We start from the raw sequence: 16258 nt of genomic DNA on the forward strand, positions 1-16258 counted from the left end.
TATGGGTATTTTGCAGAGCAATCAAACACCGAGCTCAGCTGCCGAGCTGGATGAGTTCGTCATGCTGCGCCGGCAGATCCACGCTGCGCCGGAAATTGGCGGCGACACCCCCGATACCGCGGCCCTGGTAGCCGACAAGCTGCAAGCGTTGGGCTATGAAGTGCATCGCAATGTGGGCGGGCATGGTGTGGTCGGCGTGCTGAAAGTGGGGGACAGCCCGCGCAGCATCGGTTTGCGTGCAGACATGGACGCACTGCCCATGGGCGAAAAAAATGCGTTTGCGCATGCCAGCAAGATCCCCGGCCGCATGCATGCCTGTGGCCATGACGGGCATACCGCGATCCTGCTGGCAGCCGCTGCGCAACTGGCGGCTACACGCCAGTTCAACGGGACGTTGAACATGATATTCCAGCCCGACGAGGAAGGTCTGGCGGGGGCCAAGGCGATGATCGACGACGGCCTGTTCGAGCGCTTTCCGTGCGACTCGGTGTATGCGCTGCATAACATGCCCGGCCTGCCGGTGGGCACGTGCGTGGTGCAGGCGGGGCCCACCATGGCGTCTTCCGAACGCGTCAGCATTCGGATTACTGGTAAAGGCGGGCACGGTGCGATGCCGGAGCTGTCGGTAGACCCGGTGATGGCGTTGAACAGCCTGATCAGTGGCATCCAGACCATCAAGTCGCGCAACCTGAGCGTCGAGGACTACGCCGTGATCAGCATCGGCATGATCCAGGCCGGCACCGTCTACAACATCATCCCTGACGAGGCCTGCATGTTGCTGAGCGTGCGCACCGACACGGCCCAGACCCAGCAGAAGATCAACAGCCGCATTGACGCCCTGGCCAAGGGGCACGCAGAAAGCTATGGCGTGGAGATCGAGGTGCAATTCACCCAACTGGCGCCCGCCTTGTGCAACAGCGATCACGAAAGCGCGTTGCTGCGTGACAGCCTGAGGCCGTTGTTCGCCGACGGCGCGCTGCTGGACAAGATGCCGAAGAAGGTCATGGGCACCGAAGACTTTGCCTACATGTTACAGGCGCGGCCTGGCTGTTACTTCATGCTGGGCAATGGCACGGGCGAGTTCCATGGGTGCTCGGTGCATAACCCCCACTACGATTTCAATGATGCGTTGGTGAAAATTGGCGCTGATTGTTGGGTGAAGTGGGTTCAGGACTATCTGCGTTGACCCCTTTGTCGGGGCTTGCCGGGGCTTGCACAGCTCCGGCAAGTGCCGCCTTTGCCGTGGAGAATGCCCTGCGGTGCAGGGCACCGGCTTCGCCGGTGTTCGCGGGCAAGCCCACGGCTGCAGGCTGGACTGCCTTTTGACCCTGGGGCATCTGCGTCGAAATAGTCTACGCTTCCAGCCGAAGCGCATCGTGACAGGCTTCATCCCGTTATCGTCGCTCTGGCGATTCACACCGACGGACCAGGCTCGGTCCAAAGAGGGTGCTGCAATGGCGACTATCGACACCGAGAACCTTGCAAAGGGGCTGCAGCAGGTTGAAGCCTGCTGGCAGGCGTATACCTCCTCACAGCGACTTATTGAGGGCCTTGAAGGGTGCGACCTGAGCAGTGCCATTGAAACAGCCAACCGCGATTTCACCAGGTTTCAGAACCAGTGCCAGCTTTTTTATGCCGAAGTGCGCAAGAGGGCCGCGGATGCGGACAAGCTGGAGAGCGACATGGCACGGTATCCCCATTACTTTCAGTGATGCCTGATTGAACGTCGCGCTGTGCCTGGGTTCTGACAAGCAAAGGGTACAGCGAGGACGCTTTCATGAGCATCGAACGCAGCATTCCCGAGCTTGAAGCCTGGTACGCCCAGTACGACGACATCAGTTACCGGCGCGCGTCACCGGATGCCTACCACCATGAACTGCTTCGCACAGCCGAGGCCCTGCGCGACGATGGCGCCATCGACTGGGACGACTGGTTGGCGCTCAAGGCGCTGGCCGATGAAGCGCATATCCGCGCGCTGGAAGATGCCGTGCAGGCCCATGTGAGCGACCCGGACGCATGAAAGCGCTGAAGATTGCCACCTTCAACATCAATGGCATCCGCAGCCGTTTGCCGGCGCTGCTGGCCTGGCTGGAGCGGGAGCAGCCCGACATTGCCTGCCTGCAGGAGCTGAAGGCGGCCGATCAGCAGTTCCCTCGCGCGGAGCTGGAGGCAGCAGGCTATGGCAGCCTTCATCATGGGCAACCGTCATGGAACGGCGTGGCCATTCTGGTGCGGGGCAGTGATCCGCTTGAGGTTCGCCGCGGCTTGCCCGGCCTGGAAGAGGACAGCCAGAGCCGCTATCTGGAAGCGGCAGCACACGGGGTGTTGGTCGCTTGCCTCTACCTGCCGAACGGCAATCCGCAGCCCGGGCCCAAGTTCGATTACAAGCTGCACTGGTTCGAATGCCTGATCCAGCATGCGCGCAGCCTCTATGAAAGTGGCCACCCCACGCTGCTGGCAGGGGATTTCAATGTCGTGCCCACCGACATGGACATCTATAACCCGCGTTCCTGGCTGAAGGACGCACTGCTGCAGCCTGAGTCGCGAGCGTGTTACCAACGACTGCTTGATCAGGGCTGGCTCGATGCCATACGCCATCTGTACCCGGACGAGCGTGTCTACACCTTCTGGGACTATTTCCGTAACCACTGGGCCCGCAATGCCGGGTTGCGGATCGACCACCTGTTGCTCAACCCCGAGCTTGCGCCTTATCTGAAGCGGGCGGGTGTCGATGCGTGGGTGCGTAACGAGGCCAAGGCCAGCGACCATGCACCCGTCTGGATCGAGCTGGGCACGCGTCGTGCCCGGTCATAGTCAATTCAGCACATGAACGAGCGCCGGGCTGAGGCGTTGCGAGAGTAACCGACTTCAGATTGCATTCAGATTCGACCCCGATAATTTCCTCCGTCGCACCCAGGCGGGGAAATTACATGACTCAGACTCATCAATGGCACAGTTTGCTTCCGTTACCCATCGGTAGCCATGCCGATCATCAGGCGCATCTTTCTCTTCACCTCAGCAGCGATCATGGGCGAGGCGAGCTGGAGCACTTCATACACGAGCGCTTTGCCAGTGTGCACCAGGCGGATGTGCAGCATTACCTGCCGGAGCTGCTTGCCTTGCAGGGTAGCCACGGTCGCCTGATTGCGGCGGCGGGCATGCGACCGGCCAGCGAGGGGCCGCTCTTTCTCGAGCGGTACCTGGACGAGCCTCTGGAATCCGCTGTTTCACGGGTAACCGGTGCCTCACCGGATCGCAACTGCATGGTAGAAGTAGGCAACTTGGCCTCACTCAGCGCCGGCAGCGCTCGAATAATGATCATCGCCGTGACGTGGTTGCTGGCGATGCGCGGTTTGGAGTGGGTCGCATTCACGGGCGCCGCGACACTGTTCAACAGTTTCCGGCGACTGGGGCTGGTGCCCACTGTGCTGGCCTCAGCGGATCCTGCGCGCTTGCAGGGCCAACTCGACCAGTGGGGGACCTACTACGACCAGCGACCCCAGGTATTCGCCGGCAACATAGGCTTTGGCTTCGATGCCCTGAAGCAGGCGGGCATGTTCGAGCGGCTTGGGTTTCCCATGTTAGCCCTGGAGACCGGCCATGCGGCATGACCTGTCTGCCTTTCAGGCACTGTTGCGCCAGCACGCGCTGGAACATCCTGACGCCGTGGCCGTCCAGGGCGATGCGCAGCGTTACACCTACCGGCAACTGCTCGACGAAGTCGAATATCGTGCGGGCTGCCTGCGTAGCCAACCACCGGGAACCTTCGCCGTGGTGCTGGATAACGGGCCCGAGGCGCTATTCTGGGATTTGGCGGCGCTGTTCGCCGAACGCGCCAGCGTGACAGTGCCTTCGTTTTTCAGCGCGACCCAGTTCCAGCACTGCTTGCAGCAAAGCGGGGTCACGGCGGTCGTGTGCGAGGCGCAGTGGGCCGAACAGCTCGTTGCGCTTGGCTTTGCCCGGCAGGCGCCAGCTGGCGTGTGGCAGCGTGACAGTTTTGTCGCCCCGGCGCTGCCTGAGGGCACAGCCAAGATCACTTACACCTCCGGTAGCACCGGCACGCCCAAAGGCGTGTGCCTGAGCGCTGAAACCCTGCTGCGTGTGGCGCATGAGCTGGAGGCCGCCAGCCGCCCAACCGAGCCGCAGCGATACCTGGCGGTACTGCCACTGGGTGTTCTGCTGGAAAACCTGGGCGTCTACGCCGCGCTCATGGCTGGCGCTTGTGTGCAGCTCTATCCGCAGCAGCAGTTGGGGATGGGAGGCGCGAGCCAGGTCGATTTCAAGCGCCTGCTGGGCGCAATCGCCCTCAGTGGTGCGCAGAGCCTGATCCTTGTGCCGCAACTGCTGATGGGGCTGGTGACAGCGATCGAACGCGGGTTGATGCGGGTCGGCCCTCTGCGTTTGGTGGCGGTAGGCGGCGCTCGGGTATCGCCAAGCCTGCTCGCGCGGGCCGAGGCGGTCGGTTTGCCAGTGTTCGAAGGTTACGGCTTGTCTGAGTGCGCCTCGGTAGTGGCGCTCAACCGCACAGGGGCTGTGCGCCCTGGGAGCGTCGGCAAGCCATTGCCGCATGTGCAGGTGCGCATTGCCGACGATGGCGAAGTTTTGGTGGCCGGCTCGATATTGCTGGGCTACCTGGGAGAGCCGCCGGTAACCGGGCAGTGGTGGGCAACAGGCGATGTAGGGCACCTCGATGAGGAGGGCTACCTCTACCTGGATGGCCGCAAGAAGCATCAGTTCATCACCAGCTTCGGGCGCAATGTCAACCCGGAGTGGGTAGAAGCCGAGCTGAGCCAAAGTGGCGTGATCGCCCAGGCTTTCGTGCATGGCGAGGCCTTGCCACGCAACCTTGCCTTGCTCTGGCCGCTGGATCCCGGCATCAGCGACGAGGCCATCGAACAGGCCGTACAGCAATGCAACGCGCGATTGCCCGATTACGCCAGGGTGCACGCCTGGCGCCGCTTGCCAGTGCCTCTGAGCACGCTTGACGAAACCCTGACTGCCAATGGCCGCCCGCGACGTGAGGCGATCTTGCAGCGTTACCACACCCTATTGTCCGACATCTCGTTGTGAGGTTCACAATGTCCTTTTTCGACACCCTGCAAGTACAAACCGCCCAAGAGCGTCAGGCGCTGTTCGCCGTACCGGTGATCCGCGAAGCGCTGGCCGGCCAGGTCAGCCTGGACAGCTACGTCGCCTTCCTGACCCAGGCCTATTACCACGTGCGCCATACCGTGCCGCTGATGATGGCCTGTGGGGCTCGATTGCCGCTGCGGCTGGAGTGGCTGCGCGGCGCGGTCTGCGAATACATTGAAGAGGAGTACGGCCACGAGCAGTGGATCCTCAACGACATCAAAGCGTGCGGCGGTGACTGGGAGGCCGTGCGCGATGGCCAGCCGGTGCAATCCATCGAGCTGATGGTCGCCTACCTGTACGACCTGATCGCCCGTGGCAACCCGGTCGGGTTGTTCGGCATGGTCAACGTGCTCGAAGGCACCAGCATCGCCCTGGCCACCCAGGCGGCGGGCGTTATCCAGAACACATTGGCGCTGCCAGACCAGGCGTTCAGTTACCTCAGCTCGCACGGAGCGCTCGACCAGGAGCACATGGTGACCTACAAACAGTTGATGGATCGCCTCGACGATGCCGGAGACCAGCAGGCCGTTCTCCACGCGGCCAAGGTCGTCTACCGCTTGTACACCGAAATGTTCCAGGGCTTGCCGCGTGCCGGGCAGCAAGAGGTGCACCATGCGTTTGGCTGAGTCCGCGGTGATCCTCACCGGCGCCAGTGGGGGCATAGGCCTGGAGCTGGCTGAACAGCTCTGCGCTGCCGGTGCCCAGGTGTTGGCCGTCAGTCGGCATATGGGCAAGCTGGCTGGCCTGATGAACCGGTACCCTGATCGTCTGCGCTGGCAGGAGGCCGACCTGCGCAGCCCGTCAGGGCGCGAACATGTCATCGAGCGGGCACGCGAGATGGGGGCTGTCAATGTGCTGATCAACGCGGCTGGCGTGAATCGCTTCGCTTTGCTCGACCAGCTGGATGAGTATGCGCTGGATGAGCTATTGGACATCAACCTGAAGGCCCCCCTGCAACTGACACGCGCCTGCCTGCCGTTGCTGCGCGCTCAGCCCAAGGCGTTGGTGGTCAATGTCGGGTCGACCTATGGCTCGATCGGCTACCCCGGCTACGCCACCTACTGCGCCAGCAAGTTTGCGCTGCGTGGTTTTTCGGAGGCGCTGCGCCGCGAGTTGGCCGACACCACAGTGAACGTGCTGTATGCCGCCCCCCGGGCGACCCGCACAACGATGAACAGCAGCGCTGCGACTGCGCTCAATCAAGCGCTGAAAGTTGGCATGGACGACCCGGCGGACGTCGCCCGTGCTGTGCTCCAGGCGGTGCAATCCGAGCGCACCGAGCTTTATCTGGGGTGGCCGGAAAAGCTCTTCGTGCGTATCAACGGCATGTTGCCGGGCATGGTCGATCGCGCACTGCGCAAGCAATTGCCAGTCATTCGCCGCTATATCGGTAGCCACTCCAAGGAGTCGAACAAATGAAGCGTCTGTTCATTGCCAGCTTGCTGGCATTTGCACCCTTCACCTGGGCACTGGACCAGGCAGGCAGCCAGCGCCTGAGCGATCTGCAGCAGCGCTGGGCGCAGATTCAGTACCAAATGCCCAAGGACAAGCGTGCCGACGCCTTTGAAAAATTGGCAGGCGAAGCAACAACGTTTGTTCATCAGTATCCCGGCACACCTGAACCCCTGATCTGGGAGGGCATCATCAACAGCAGTTGGGCGGGGGCGACGGGTGGCCTCGGTGCACTGGGCAAGGTCAAGGCGGCGAAAGCCAGCCTGGAGCAGGCCATGAAGCTGGACCCCAACGCTCTGCAAGGTTCGGCCTACACCAGCCTGGGCACGCTGTATGATCAGGTGCCCGGCTGGCCTATCGGTTTCGGTGATGCCGAAATGGCCGACAAGATGCTGCGCAAAGCCCTGCAGATCAACCCCAACGGTATCGACAGCAACTATTTCTGGGCTGATCATCTGTATCGGCAAAAGCGCTACCCTGAAGCTACCGCAGCCCTGCAGAAAGCCTTGCAGGCACCGCCCCGGCCGGGGCGTGAGTTGGCTGACCAGGGCCGGCGTGCCGATATCGATGCTTTACTCAAGGCCATCAAGGACAAACAGGACTGAACATGCGGCTGTTGCTGGTTGAGGATGACATTGCACTGGGGGAAGGGATCTGCGATGGCCTGCGCCAGGAGGGGTACACCCTCGACTGGTTGCGTGACGGTGTCAGTGGCTTGCATGCGCTGCAGCACGAGACCTTCGACCTGCTGATCCTGGACCTTGGATTACCCCGTATGGATGGCATTGAGCTACTCAGGCGATTACGCGCCGGCGGCGACAGCTTGCCGGTGCTGATCCTCACCGCGCGGGATGCCCTCGATGATCGCATTGCCGGCCTGGATGCCGGTGCCGATGACTACCTGGTCAAGCCTTTCGACCTCAACGAGCTCAAGGCACGCTTGCGTGCCTTGCTGCGGCGCAGCGTCGGGCGCGCCAAGGTACTGATCGAGCATGCCGGGGTCAGCCTGGACCCGACCACCCAGCAAGTGCATTACAACGGCGTCGACGTTGTGCTCACCCCCAAGGAGTACGTGCTGTTGCATGAGTTGCTGGCACATCCCGGCAAGGTATTCACGCGTGAGCGCCTCACTCAACTGCTGTATGGCTGGGATGAAGAGCCGGAGAGCAACACGCTGGAGGTGAACATCTACCATCTGCGCAAGAAGCTGTTCAACGGCCTGATTCGCACGGTGCGCGGCATTGGCTATCTGGTCGAGGTCAAGGCATGAGCTCGCTACGCCAGCGTACGCTGTGGCGCGTGATGCTCTTGCTGCTACTGGGCACCGGCCTGCTCGCGCTCTATAACTACCATGACAGCAGCCACGAAATTAACGAGGTGTATGACGCGCACCTGGCCCAGAATGCGCGTTTGCTGCAAGGCGTCATGAGCATGCCGGTACAAGAGGGCTCGCGTGAGGCGCTGTATCAGGCCTTCAACGATGCCTTGGGCAAAGCGGGGCGGCACCAGGTGGGGCACCCTTACGAAAGCAAGCTGGCATTCCAGGTCTGGGGTGAAGGCATGGCGTTGCTGGTGCATACACCCAGTGCGCCGCCCATTGACCCACCACCCACTGCTCCAGGGTTCTACGACTTTTCCAGTGGCGGTGAACAATGGCGCGGGTTCGTTTTGCCGGTGCCGGAAAAGCACTGGCTTATCTGGGTGGGTGAGCGTGATGATGTGCGCTACGACCTGATCGACCGCATCGTTCGCCACACGCTGTTCCCGTTCCTGCTTGGCAGCCTGGCGTTGGCACTGCTGGTGTGGGCTGCGATCGGCTGGGGGCTGCGGCCACTGCAGAACATGGCCAATGTCATCCGCAGGCGCCATGCCGATTCGCTGGAGCCGCTGCAACTGGTACCGCTTCCCACTGAACTGGAGCCCATGCAGGCGGCCATCAATCGCTTGCTGGCGCAGATCGACGATCTGCTGCGGCGTGAGCATCGCTTCATTGCCGATGCTGCCCACGAAATGCGTACGCCTCTTGCCGTACTGCGGCTGCACGCGCAGAACGCGCTGGCCGCCAGCAATGATGCCGAGCGCCAGAAAGCCCTGGGCTTTCTTGTGGGCGGGGTCGATCGGCTGACACGGGTGGTCAACCAATTGCTGACATTGGCCCGCGTCGAGCCAAGACTGGGGCAGCGAGCCAGCACCCGGATCGACCTGGCCGAGGTCGTCACCGAAACCCTGGCTGAATTGACCCCATGGATACTGGACCGTGGCCTGGAACCCTCGCTGGACATTGACGAAGGGGACCACCACCTGCAGATCGACGCCGGCGCGCTGGGCATTGCGCTACAGAACCTGGTGTCCAACGCGGTAGAACACTCACCGCCTGGGGGGCGCATCGCCGTGTCACTGCGGCGTCTGGACAGCAGCATAGAACTGGTCGTCGAGGATGAAGGGACGGGTATCGATGAGGAGAGCCTGTCCCGTGTATTCGAGCGCTTTTACAGCCGAAACAGCCCAAATGGTGCTGGCCTCGGGCTGTCAATCGTCGCGACCATCATCGACCGTATGGGGGGGCAGGTACGCCTTGAAAACAGAGCGGGCAGCGGGCTGGCCGCTACCTTGTCGTTTCCACTGTCTTGAATCACCTTTGCTTCAGATGGATCGCTGATTGACCCGCTCAGACAGCTGCTCGGCGCTTTCCTTGCGCTCTGAATAGCGATCGACCAGGAATGCCTGGCGGTCGCGCAGCAGCACGGTAAACTTCACCAGCTCCTCCATGACATCAACCAGGCGATCGTAGTACGGCGATGGCTTCATCCGCCCGGTGTCGTCGAACTCCAGATAAGCCTTGGGTACCGAAGACTGGTTCGGGATGGTGAACATCCGCATCCAGCGGCCCAGCACGCGCAACTGGTTGACCACGTTGAACGACTGCGATCCGCCGCACACCTGCATCACGGCCAGGGTCTTGCCTTGGGTGGGACGCAATGCCCCCAGCGCCAAGGGAATCCAGTCGATCTGAGCCTTGAACACCGCCGACATCGCCCCATGGCGCTCCGGCGAGCACCACACCTGGCCTTCTGACCACTGCACCAGTTCACGCAGCTCCTGCACCTTGGGATGCTCCACGGGTACATCGTCAGGCAGCGGCAGGCCCGACGGGTCGAAGGTGCGGGTTTCGGCACCGAAGTGCTCCAGTAGGCGTGCGGCTTCTTCTACCAGCAAGCGACTGAAGGCGCGTTCTCGGGTAGACCCATACAGCAGCAGGATGCGTGGTTTGTGTTCGCAGGTCGGGGTTGCCGAAGGCGGCAGGTCGAACAGCGTGAGGTCGAGGTTAGGCAGTTGCTCGGACATGTTTTCTTCCTGTTCAAAGCGAGCCGATGCGATCCAGCGCGTGCTTGAGCTGCTCGCGGTCGAGGTGATCGAACGGCAGCGCGAAGAAGGCCTGGCAGCGAGACTCGATGCGGGCCAGTGTGGCGCGGAACGCCGCATCGACCGATGCTTCGTCACCCACGACATCGGAGGGGTCTTCCAGCCCCCAATGCGACTTCAGCGCAGGGCCGAAATACACCGGGCAGGCTTCGCCCGCAGCCTTGTCGCAGACGGTGATGACGATGTCAGGTGGGTTGCCCTCGAACGCATCGTTGCCTTTGCTGCTCAAGCCCTGGGTCGAGATATTGGCCTGCTGCAACGTGCTCAGGGTGCGTGGCAGCACCTGGCCCTTGGGGAAACTGCCAGCGCTGACTGCCTCGAAACCGGGCGGTGCCAGGTGGTTGAACATTGCTTCGGAAAGGATGCTGCGGCAGCTGTTGGCCGTGCACATGAACAGGACTCGCATGGAGGGCTCCTCCGCTGGGGGGCGAACGTCAGAGGCTCAGGCGCAGTGCCAGAGCAGAAAGGGTGATCAGCAAAACCGGTACGGTGAGCAGCAGGCCGACCTTGAAGTAGTAGCCCCAGGTGATGCGCATGCCTTTACGCGCCAGCACATGCAGCCAAAGCAGTGTGGCGAGGCTGCCAATCGGGGTGATCTTCGGGCCGAGGTCGCAGCCAATGACGTTGGCGTAGATCATCGCCTCACGTACCACGCCCTCTGCGCCGCTGGCCTGGATCGACAAGGCGCCGATCAGCACGCTGGGCATGTTGTTCATGACTGAGGACAGCAGCGCGGAGATCAACCCGGTGCCAATGGCCGCGCTCCACAGGCCCTGCTCGGCAAGCCTGTCCAGCAGGTGGGTGAGCATGTCCGTGAGGCCGGCGTTCTTCAGGCCGTACACCACCAGATACATGCCCAGAGAAAAAATCACCACCTGCCACGGCGCTTCCCGCAGCACGCGACGGGTTGAGATGCGGTGACCGCGAGCGGCCACGGCAAAGAGGATTGCGGCACAGACGGCGGCCACCGCACTGATCGGGATGCCCAGAGGTTCCAGTACGAACAGGCCTGCAAGCAACACCAGCAGCACCCACCAACCGACTTTGAAGGTAGCGTGGTCATGAATTGCCTCGCTCGGCGCCTTCAGCGCATCGAGCGCGTACTGCCTGGGGATATCACGACGGAAGTACAGAAACAGCACCAGCAGGGTGGCCGCCACGCTGGCGATATTCACCGGCACCATCACCGATGCGTATTCGGCGAAGCCCAGGCCGAAGTAGTCGGCCGAGACGATATTGACCAGGTTGGAGACCACCAGCGGCAGGCTGGCCGTGTCGGCAATGAAGCCTGCGGCCATGACAAAGGCCAGTGTCGCTGCAGGTGAGAAGCGCAGCGCGAGCAGCATCGACATGACGATGGGGGTGAGGATCAGCGCCGCACCGTCGTTGGCGAACAGCGCCGATACAGCGGCGCCGAGCAGTACGCAGAAGGCGAACAGGCGGTAGCCGCTGCCGTTTGCCCAGCGCGCCACATGCAATGCGGCCCATTCGAAGAAACCTGCCTCATCCAGCAGCAAGCTGATGATGATGACCGCGATGAACGTGGCGGTGGCGTTCCAGACAATGGCCCATACGGCAGGGATGTCATGCAGCGAAACGGCGCCTGTAGCCAGGGCGATGATGGCGCCTAGCGCGGCGCTCCAGCCAACACCGAGCCCTTTGGGCTGCCAGATGACCAGTATGAGGGTGAAGACGAAGACAGCAATGGCGGGCAGCATGAAAATCTCGCTTGGTGATGATCAGCAGCAGACGGAATCACGCACGGGGCGACCGTCCATGTTCTTCAGCCGAAGGGCATTGTCAGCCAGCCATTGCGAATTGGCGTGCAAGGTGACCTGAAGCATTTCGTGAACCCAGGAAGGCAGCTCCGGATTCAGGCGGTAATACACCCATTGGCCCTGACGGCGGTCCAGCAGCATGCCATTGCTGCGCAGTTGTGCCAGATGGCGACTGATCTTGGGTTGGCTGTCGTCCAGCGCGCACATCAGTTCGCAGACGCACAGTTCGCCCAGGCTGGCGATAAGCAGCGTGGCGCGAGCGCGGGTTTCGTCAGAGAGGCTCTTGAAGACATCGGGCGGTGTGATCATGGGGGTGCCTGTACATACGGAAAGCCGAATATACGTATTTCCATATGTTCGAGCAAGCATTCCTGGGCTTGTGCGCTTGCAGCTCACCATGGCCACGCCCTTCGGTCGACAAAAGCAGGGTTTTGGCAGGCTTCAGACGCTGATGGCACTGCAGGGTGTATAGTGCTTGCTCGGGTGACTGTCGTTCAGTGGCTCATAACCGAGAGGCCAACATGTCCCAGACGTACCCCAGCGCGGCCCAAAAAGCCCATGTGCGCATCTGCGAGCAGGTCGAGGCCTTCCTTCAGCATGGCGGCCGCATTCAGCAGGTAGCGATCGGTGTCACCGGCTACGCTGAAGGTGTTTCCAGGGCGCAGTGGAAAAAAGGGCGCACTGCAAAGCCTTGAGGATGTCGGCAGTGCGCCTTTGTGGTGCTCGGCGTCCCAAACATTGACCCATGGCGCCAGGCCGGTCGCACCCGAACCGGCCTGGCGCTTTTGATTCAAGCGGCCCGTTGCTCACCCTTAAGCAGTTTTTTCTGCGCTTGCATGGCGAGCCCCAGCTCGTCCAGTTGGTCTTTCCCCAGCAGCTTTTTCGCGGTAGGGAAGAGCGCTTCCTCCTCTTCCTCGATGTGATGCTCAAGCAGCTCCTTCATCACCTTGACCCGACCGGCGAACTCAAGGGTGCCTGTTTGCGTATGCAGCAGATCAGGGAGCACCAGGGCGTCGACAGTCCGGTGTTCTTCCTTGGCTTCGTAATACATCTTGGCTTCCTCTTTACCACCGGCTTGCTTGATCGCCGGGTAGAGGATGTCCTCCTCCAGAGCAGTGTGGATCTGCAGTTCCTGCCCAATGCGCTGCAGCAGTTCGGCGCGCTTCTTCACGGCACGTTCTGTGGTCGCGCAGAGCTCTTCCAGCAGTTTCTTGACCAACTTATGGTCTTGAATCAGCAAATCGATAGCATTCATGGTGTCACCTCGTCGCGGGCGAATGAACAATGGCTTGCATGGAATTGAGTGACAGTGGGCGGCAGGGTTCAACGTCGATGATGGCTGGCAAAGCGCGCTTCGAGGTCACGGTGCGATTACGCGCTGCCAGAAGCCCCAAGGCCCGCGTATGCAGGCCTCGGCCGCACATTCAAAGGATAGGTTTGCCCCCCGTCACGGCGTACCGCGAACCCGAGATGTAGCTGGCTTCATCGGACCCCAGCAAGACATAGATTGGCGCCACCTCCACAGGTTGTCCCGGCCGCCCCATCGGGTAACCGGAACCGAAGTTCCTCACCGCCTCATCAGGCATGGTGGCCGGGATCAGCGGGGTCCAGATCGGGCCGGGTGCGACGCTGTTGACGCGAATGCCCTGCTTGCCCAGCAATTGCGCAAGGCCTGCAGTGAAATTGGCAATGGCACCTTTGGTCGCGGCATAGGCCAACAGGCTGGGTGACGGGTCGTCCGAGTTGACCGAGCTGGTGTTGATGATCGAACCGCCTTTTGGCATCGAGGGCAAAGCGCGCTGGCAAATGCGGAAAATGGCGGTGATGTTGGTATCGAAGGTCTTCACCCATTCATCGTCGTCAATGTCGTCCAGGCTTTCATGGGCCATCTGGAACGCGGCGTTGTTGACCAGGATATCGATGCGACCAAACTGCGCCACGGTCTTGTCGACGATGTCATGGCAGTGCTGTTTCTGTGCCAGGTCGCCGGGTAGCAGCAGGCACTGGCGGCCAGCCGCTTTGACCCAGCGCGCGGTTTCCTGCGCATCGTCGTGTTCATTCAGATAGGCAATGGCAACGTCAGCGCCTTCTCGGGCATAGGCAATGGCCACCGCACGCCCGATGCCGCTGTCAGCACCGGTTATCAAGGCGATCTTGCCTGCGAGGCGATTGTTGCCGGTGTAGCTCTGCTCACCGCAGTCCGGATAAGGATCCATCTCGCGCTGGGAACCGGGAACGCTTTGCGGTTGGGAAGGGAATGGCGGGGTAGGGTAGTCGCTCATGCTGGAAGCTCCTGCAGGTTTGGAACGCTCATTCCCATTCGAAAGGCGCGCCAGGCCGGTGTTGAAGTGGATCTTCGTGCTGAGCGACGAGCGGTTGATGCACCCATTCCCAGTGAATTTTTACCCACCGCATGGCTCTACCGCTGACGGGGCTTGCTGGCATGGGTGAGGCCCACGTTATCAAGGAGTCTGCGGTGCCTCGAATCATCACGCCTTCCACGCCGGAACATGAGATCGATCAGACGAACGAGAGGATGTTCGGTACGCCCAAGGAGAGGCTGGATTTCTATCGACGCGAAATTCAGTATGAGACCACCATTCTGGCCAACCGTACCGACGCTTATCTTGCGGCCCAGTCGTTCCTGGTGATCGCCTACGTGTCATCGATGGGTAACCTGAACCAAAGCTGGGGCGAAATGTTCACCCTGATGGTCCCGGCTTTTCTCGCACTGCTCGGCGTGCTCAGTACACTGAATGCCTGGCCTGGCATCCGCGCGGCCTTCCGGATTATCGAGCACTGGCAGATGAAGCAGAGCCACTTGCTGCGCAGCGAACCGCTGATGGGGCTGGCCTATGACGAGTCGCCGCTGTTCTGCGAGGCCGAAACCTCTCAGGCGGGGCACCGCAAATCGCTGCTGTTTTCCTTGCGCACGCCCTGGATTTTCCTGTGCTTCTGGGTGTTGCTGGGCAGCTATTCGGTTTTCATCCAGCTGGCGTGATCAGTGCGTGCTGGTCGGCATCATGGGCGACCAGCACGCGCTGAGCAGTAGCAGGGTCAGTCTGCCAGTGCCTTGATCAACTGCTCATTGAAGGCGGGGATATCGTCCGGCTGGCGGCTGGTGATGAGGTTGCCATCGACCACCACTTGTTCATCCACCCACGTACCGCCCGCATTGCGAATATCATCTTGCAAGGTCTTGTAGCTGGTCATTCGCTTGCCTTTGGCCAACCCGCTCGATATCAGCAGCCACGCGCCGTGGCAGATAACCGCCAGTGGCCTGCCAGCCGCATCATGGCTTTTTAGCAGTTTCTGCGCACCGGGGATCAAGCGAATCGTGTCGGAGTTCTGCACACCGCCGGGCAGCACCAAGGCGTCGTAGAGGTCAAGCTGCGCACTGTCGAAAGTCGCATCCACGCTGAACGCATCGGCGGGTTTGTCATGGTTCCAGCCACGTACCGTGCCTTCTTTCTCGCTCAGGATATCGACCACCGCGCCGCTGTTTTCCAAGGCTTCACGCGGGCCGGTCAGTTCCACCTGTTCAAAGCCATCGGTGACCAGAAAGGCCACGCGCTTGCCGTTCAATTGTGCACTCATCATTTTCTCCTCGTGCTGATAGGCCTTTCATAAGGGCCTGCAAACAGCGAGCAAAGTTCCTGCTCGATGCCTGGCGGTATGGGGAGAACCTGCTAACGGTTGCGCACGGTATCCAATGCAGGCGACCAGACCGTATGACCGCAACGTGAACACGCCAGGGTGTCATGAGGCTCATGGTAGGCCGGGAAACCACAGCTCACGCAGCAATGCACCCCGGCGCCGGGCGGGGATGTGTACTCCGGGCGATGCTCGACCGGCAGCACTGACAGGCCTGGGCGTGTGTCTTGCTGATCGTAGAAATACAAACTGAGATCGCCATCGGTTTCCAGAAGGCCCAGTCGAACCTGGCCCAGGTGCTCGACACCTTGCTGGCGTAGCTCCATGAACAGCTCATTTGGTGAAATGTTCATGTGACGCAGCGAATGGATTTCGTACATGCCCTCTTTCACTACCGTGACTGGCAGCCCGTCGATCCAGGCTTCGCAGGTTCTGTTTCGCCTCATGAGGTAGACCGTTCCTCGGTAAAGCATGAACAGGGTGAGGAAAACCAAGGCCACCGGAAGCAGCGGTACGTCCTCGTAAAAGGTCACATCGCCGGCAGCTGAGCCCAGGGTGAGAATGACCACGAGCTCGAACCGGGACAGCTGTCTGATCCCGCGCCGGCCACTGAATTTCAGAAAGAAGAACACGGCCAGGAAGGCCGCTGAAACACGCACAGCGACCTCCAGCAGAAAGGTAAAGGGAAAGTCGCCTATCAGCATCCGCTGCAGATCAAACGAAACCATTCGTTCCACCCTTCCTTCTGCCGTTGTCAGATAAAGGGTTGACCGTTCTCGCTCAGGGCTGGTTCATCGACTTGGCCTGCAACTCTCCGC

Annotated in this window: 21 protein-coding genes; 13 read left to right on the plus strand and 8 right to left on the minus strand. The window is 61.3% G+C overall.

The annotated features are described in order from the left end of the window. The first annotated feature begins 1 nt into the window (after position 1). The 11 genes from AC3WLP_RS02775 (at position 2) to AC3WLP_RS02825 (ending at position 9216) form a co-directional block, all read left to right on the plus strand. Positions 2-1186 carry a M20 aminoacylase family protein gene (locus AC3WLP_RS02775; RefSeq protein WP_088512294.1) on the plus strand — a complete coding sequence of 395 codons (1185 nt, stop codon included), beginning with the start codon at positions 2-4 and terminating at the stop codon, positions 1184-1186. A 268-nt stretch (positions 1187-1454) separates the two neighbouring features. Next, positions 1455-1712, plus strand: coding sequence for a hypothetical protein (locus tag AC3WLP_RS02780; RefSeq protein WP_014756338.1), 258 nt, complete (start codon positions 1455-1457; stop codon positions 1710-1712). Between the two features lie 65 nt (positions 1713-1777). Beyond that, positions 1778-2020: a hypothetical protein gene (locus AC3WLP_RS02785; RefSeq protein WP_012052746.1), complete on the plus strand. Its 243-nt coding sequence runs from the start codon at positions 1778-1780 to the stop codon at positions 2018-2020. Next, complete coding sequence (xth, locus tag AC3WLP_RS02790) at positions 2017-2814, plus strand: exodeoxyribonuclease III (RefSeq protein ID WP_012052745.1); 798 nt, start codon at positions 2017-2019, stop codon at positions 2812-2814. The genes AC3WLP_RS02785 and xth overlap by 4 nt, the downstream gene beginning before the upstream one ends. Positions 2815-2930: 116 nt before the next feature. Then, on the plus strand, positions 2931-3611 hold the full coding sequence (locus AC3WLP_RS02795; RefSeq protein WP_088512293.1) for a thermostable hemolysin: 681 nt from the start codon (positions 2931-2933) through the stop codon (positions 3609-3611). Beyond that, a complete protein-coding gene (locus AC3WLP_RS02800) occupies positions 3601-5070 on the plus strand; it encodes an AMP-binding protein (protein ID WP_088512292.1) in 1470 nt (489 codons plus the stop codon). The genes AC3WLP_RS02795 and AC3WLP_RS02800 overlap by 11 nt, the downstream gene beginning before the upstream one ends. Positions 5071-5078: 8 nt before the next feature. Then, on the plus strand, positions 5079-5759 hold the full coding sequence (locus AC3WLP_RS02805; RefSeq protein ID WP_003254035.1) for an iron-containing redox enzyme family protein: 681 nt from the start codon (positions 5079-5081) through the stop codon (positions 5757-5759). Continuing rightward, positions 5746-6552, plus strand: coding sequence for an SDR family oxidoreductase (locus tag AC3WLP_RS02810; RefSeq protein WP_012052742.1), 807 nt, complete (start codon positions 5746-5748; stop codon positions 6550-6552). Before AC3WLP_RS02805 ends, AC3WLP_RS02810 begins: the two co-directional genes overlap by 14 nt. Further along, a complete protein-coding gene (locus tag AC3WLP_RS02815; RefSeq protein ID WP_088512291.1) occupies positions 6549-7190 on the plus strand; it encodes a hypothetical protein in 642 nt (213 codons plus the stop codon). The genes AC3WLP_RS02810 and AC3WLP_RS02815 overlap by 4 nt, the downstream gene beginning before the upstream one ends. 2 nt (positions 7191-7192) lie before the next feature. Beyond that, positions 7193-7855 carry a response regulator gene (locus AC3WLP_RS02820; RefSeq protein ID WP_012052740.1) on the plus strand — a complete coding sequence of 221 codons (663 nt, stop codon included), beginning with the start codon at positions 7193-7195 and terminating at the stop codon, positions 7853-7855. Further along, positions 7852-9216, plus strand: a complete 1365-nt coding sequence (locus AC3WLP_RS02825; protein WP_012052739.1) for a sensor histidine kinase — start codon at positions 7852-7854, stop codon at positions 9214-9216. The genes AC3WLP_RS02820 and AC3WLP_RS02825 overlap by 4 nt, the downstream gene beginning before the upstream one ends. Before the next feature lie 12 nt (positions 9217-9228). Here the strand turns inward: AC3WLP_RS02825 and arsH are convergent, their stop codons facing one another. From arsH to AC3WLP_RS02845, 4 genes are read right to left on the minus strand one after another with little or no spacing between them, the layout of a single operon-like run. Beyond that, positions 9229-9930 (minus strand): arsenical resistance protein ArsH, encoded by a 702-nt coding sequence (gene arsH, locus AC3WLP_RS02830; protein WP_012052738.1) that lies wholly within the window; start codon positions 9928-9930, stop codon positions 9229-9231. A 13-nt stretch (positions 9931-9943) separates the two neighbouring features. Next, the gene (locus AC3WLP_RS02835; RefSeq protein ID WP_088512290.1) at positions 9944-10414 is read right to left on the minus strand and encodes an arsenate reductase ArsC; all 471 of its coding nucleotides are present in this window, start codon (positions 10412-10414) and stop codon (positions 9944-9946) included. 28 nt (positions 10415-10442) lie between these two features. Beyond that, positions 10443-11726, minus strand: coding sequence for an arsenic transporter (locus AC3WLP_RS02840; RefSeq protein ID WP_019751182.1), 1284 nt, complete (start codon positions 11724-11726; stop codon positions 10443-10445). Between the two features lie 21 nt (positions 11727-11747). Continuing rightward, positions 11748-12095: a metalloregulator ArsR/SmtB family transcription factor gene (locus AC3WLP_RS02845; protein WP_014756342.1), complete on the minus strand. Its 348-nt coding sequence runs from the start codon at positions 12093-12095 to the stop codon at positions 11748-11750. A 212-nt stretch (positions 12096-12307) separates the two neighbouring features. Here AC3WLP_RS02845 and AC3WLP_RS02850 point away from each other — a divergent pair, with 212 nt between their 5' ends. Next, positions 12308-12481 (plus strand): hypothetical protein, encoded by a 174-nt coding sequence (locus AC3WLP_RS02850; protein WP_017147688.1) that lies wholly within the window; start codon positions 12308-12310, stop codon positions 12479-12481. Positions 12482-12576: 95 nt separating this feature from the next. On the opposite strand, the gene AC3WLP_RS02855 is transcribed toward AC3WLP_RS02850, so the two are convergent. Together AC3WLP_RS02855 and AC3WLP_RS02860 are read right to left on the minus strand one after the other, a co-directional pair. After that, positions 12577-13041 carry a PA2171 family ribosome-binding persister protein gene (locus AC3WLP_RS02855; protein ID WP_014756344.1) on the minus strand — a complete coding sequence of 155 codons (465 nt, stop codon included), beginning with the start codon at positions 13039-13041 and terminating at the stop codon, positions 12577-12579. A gap of 169 nt (positions 13042-13210) precedes the next feature. Further along, a complete protein-coding gene (locus tag AC3WLP_RS02860; protein ID WP_017147687.1) occupies positions 13211-14068 on the minus strand; it encodes a glucose 1-dehydrogenase in 858 nt (285 codons plus the stop codon). A 194-nt stretch (positions 14069-14262) separates the two neighbouring features. Between AC3WLP_RS02860 and AC3WLP_RS02865 the strand changes: the two genes are divergently transcribed. Next, positions 14263-14787: a hypothetical protein gene (locus AC3WLP_RS02865; protein WP_010953640.1), complete on the plus strand. Its 525-nt coding sequence runs from the start codon at positions 14263-14265 to the stop codon at positions 14785-14787. A 56-nt stretch (positions 14788-14843) separates the two neighbouring features. Here AC3WLP_RS02865 and AC3WLP_RS02870 read toward each other — a convergent pair whose 3' ends face one another. Further along, on the minus strand, positions 14844-15383 hold the full coding sequence (locus AC3WLP_RS02870) for a type 1 glutamine amidotransferase domain-containing protein (RefSeq protein WP_012052730.1): 540 nt from the start codon (positions 15381-15383) through the stop codon (positions 14844-14846). A gap of 92 nt (positions 15384-15475) precedes the next feature. Further along, a complete protein-coding gene (locus AC3WLP_RS02875) occupies positions 15476-16168 on the minus strand; it encodes a DUF421 domain-containing protein (RefSeq protein ID WP_012052729.1) in 693 nt (230 codons plus the stop codon). Positions 16169-16258 lie beyond the last annotated feature (90 nt).

The organism is Pseudomonas sp. FW305-E2 (genome assembly GCF_058782925.1).

Excerpts from the sequence above, each read along its gene's own strand:
- AC3WLP_RS02775 (WP_088512294.1), top strand. The coding sequence starts at position 2 with ATGGGTATTTTGCAGAGCAATCAAACACCGAGCTCAGCTGCCGAGCTG.
- AC3WLP_RS02780 (WP_014756338.1), top strand. The coding sequence starts at position 1,455 with ATGGCGACTATCGACACCGAGAACCTTGCAAAGGGGCTGCAGCAGGTT.
- AC3WLP_RS02785 (WP_012052746.1), top strand. The coding sequence starts at position 1,778 with ATGAGCATCGAACGCAGCATTCCCGAGCTTGAAGCCTGGTACGCCCAG.
- xth (WP_012052745.1), top strand. The coding sequence starts at position 2,017 with ATGAAAGCGCTGAAGATTGCCACCTTCAACATCAATGGCATCCGCAGC.
- AC3WLP_RS02795 (WP_088512293.1), top strand. The coding sequence starts at position 2,931 with ATGACTCAGACTCATCAATGGCACAGTTTGCTTCCGTTACCCATCGGT.
- AC3WLP_RS02800 (WP_088512292.1), top strand. The coding sequence starts at position 3,601 with ATGCGGCATGACCTGTCTGCCTTTCAGGCACTGTTGCGCCAGCACGCG.
- AC3WLP_RS02805 (WP_003254035.1), top strand. The coding sequence starts at position 5,079 with ATGTCCTTTTTCGACACCCTGCAAGTACAAACCGCCCAAGAGCGTCAG.
- AC3WLP_RS02810 (WP_012052742.1), top strand. The coding sequence starts at position 5,746 with ATGCGTTTGGCTGAGTCCGCGGTGATCCTCACCGGCGCCAGTGGGGGC.
- AC3WLP_RS02815 (WP_088512291.1), top strand. The coding sequence starts at position 6,549 with ATGAAGCGTCTGTTCATTGCCAGCTTGCTGGCATTTGCACCCTTCACC.
- AC3WLP_RS02820 (WP_012052740.1), top strand. The coding sequence starts at position 7,193 with ATGCGGCTGTTGCTGGTTGAGGATGACATTGCACTGGGGGAAGGGATC.
- AC3WLP_RS02825 (WP_012052739.1), top strand. The coding sequence starts at position 7,852 with ATGAGCTCGCTACGCCAGCGTACGCTGTGGCGCGTGATGCTCTTGCTG.
- arsH (WP_012052738.1), bottom strand. The coding sequence starts at position 9,930 with ATGTCCGAGCAACTGCCTAACCTCGACCTCACGCTGTTCGACCTGCCG.
- AC3WLP_RS02835 (WP_088512290.1), bottom strand. The coding sequence starts at position 10,414 with ATGCGAGTCCTGTTCATGTGCACGGCCAACAGCTGCCGCAGCATCCTT.
- AC3WLP_RS02840 (WP_019751182.1), bottom strand. The coding sequence starts at position 11,726 with ATGCTGCCCGCCATTGCTGTCTTCGTCTTCACCCTCATACTGGTCATC.
- AC3WLP_RS02845 (WP_014756342.1), bottom strand. The coding sequence starts at position 12,095 with ATGATCACACCGCCCGATGTCTTCAAGAGCCTCTCTGACGAAACCCGC.
- AC3WLP_RS02850 (WP_017147688.1), top strand. The coding sequence starts at position 12,308 with ATGTCCCAGACGTACCCCAGCGCGGCCCAAAAAGCCCATGTGCGCATC.
- AC3WLP_RS02855 (WP_014756344.1), bottom strand. The coding sequence starts at position 13,041 with ATGAATGCTATCGATTTGCTGATTCAAGACCATAAGTTGGTCAAGAAA.
- AC3WLP_RS02860 (WP_017147687.1), bottom strand. The coding sequence starts at position 14,068 with ATGAGCGACTACCCTACCCCGCCATTCCCTTCCCAACCGCAAAGCGTT.
- AC3WLP_RS02870 (WP_012052730.1), bottom strand. The coding sequence starts at position 15,383 with ATGAGTGCACAATTGAACGGCAAGCGCGTGGCCTTTCTGGTCACCGAT.
- AC3WLP_RS02875 (WP_012052729.1), bottom strand. The coding sequence starts at position 16,168 with ATGGTTTCGTTTGATCTGCAGCGGATGCTGATAGGCGACTTTCCCTTT.